At 56.9% G+C, this 350-nt stretch carries 1 protein-coding gene; it reads right to left on the reverse strand.

Annotated features, from left to right (window positions below):
* The coding region (locus B3W37_RS11710) for a formate/nitrite transporter family protein (RefSeq protein ID WP_483175885.1) at nucleotides 1–350 on the reverse strand (350 nt) is incomplete at both ends.

Here is a 350-nt window from a genome sequence, read left to right on the forward strand (position 1 = left end):
ACCGGGGCGTCTTTTTTCAGGTAGGAGTACCAGTACAGTGAACCCACCATGATGGATCCGCCCACGATGTTGCCCAGGGTCACCGGGATCAGGTTATTCATAATGAAGGTCTTCCAGGTGAACACATTGGTGACTGCAAGCTTGAAGGCTGCCACGGCTTCAGGGGTGGTTGCGCCGGCTGCAGCAGCAGCAACGTCCACGATAGCCGGAATCTGGGCCACAACCAGACCCATGGGAATGAAGAACATATTGGCCACACTGTGCTCGAAACCGCTGGCGACGAAGGCCATGATGGGGAAGAAGATGCCGAACACTTTGCCGACCACGTCTTTGCTGGCCAGGGCCAGCCA

The organism is Syntrophomonas sp. UBA5494 (assembly GCF_002426325.1).